This is a genomic window from Cryobacterium inferilacus (genome assembly GCF_019599185.1).
Lineage (GTDB): Bacteria > Actinomycetota > Actinomycetes > Actinomycetales > Microbacteriaceae > Cryobacterium > Cryobacterium inferilacus.
On the sequence record NZ_JAIEUL010000069.1, the window covers coordinates 1 to 623 of the forward strand.

1 protein-coding gene is annotated in these 623 nt (G+C 56.0%); it reads left to right on the plus strand.

Annotated elements, in window-relative coordinates; genetic code table 11:
- The first annotated feature begins 87 nt into the window (after positions 1–87).
- Positions 88–555, plus strand: coding sequence for a hypothetical protein (locus K2F54_RS18945; protein WP_220607404.1), 468 nt, complete (start codon positions 88–90; stop codon positions 553–555).
- Positions 556–623: the final 68 nt, after the last annotated feature.

Genomic DNA, 623 nt, shown 5'->3' on the forward strand with positions numbered 1-623 from the left:
CATGGGATATGAGGCAATGAGGATATGAGACAGTCGGCAAAATTGCGAGACGCTCTGGCTGCGACGCGCCACACCTATCATGAGGGCATGGGGAAGCTGAGTGCTCGATACCGTGTGGCCGCTGTACTGATGATCATTCACGGTGGGCTGATGGAATTCGCTGTCTTCCTCGCCGTGTTCCCCCTTCTTGCGCTCGGCGTCAACCTCGGTTCAGCTGGTCAGTATTTTTCCTTCAACGTCCCCTATTTTCAGGAACATCTCGTTGAGATGATGGTGCTCAGCGGGGTATTCGGCGCCACGCGCATCGTCGGAGCAATCGGAGTGTTGCGAAATAGACTCTGGGGCTTTGCTCTATCCATCATCAATTGCGTCGTGACGATGGTGCTTATGGTCTTTATGCTGCCTGCGGGCATTGTCGATGGAATCCTTGCCAGCGCGTCGCTTCTACTGTTGCTGACGGCCTACTTCGGCGCGCGAGAACTTATTCCGCGAGAGCACCTCATACGCTCAGCCGAGGTCGCGAGCCCAGGAGTCGAGAGCGTCTCGAAACCCTAAGGATATGAGCCGCCTCACTGTGGCCGAGTGATCCTCAGATGCGCTCGATTAGTCTCGTATCCCATGGG

What these genes read in the sequence shown, in the direction of transcription:
- K2F54_RS18945 (WP_220607404.1), top strand. Translation starts at nt 88, where the DNA reads ATGGGGAAGCTGAGTGCTCGATACCGTGTGGCCGCTGTACTGATGATC.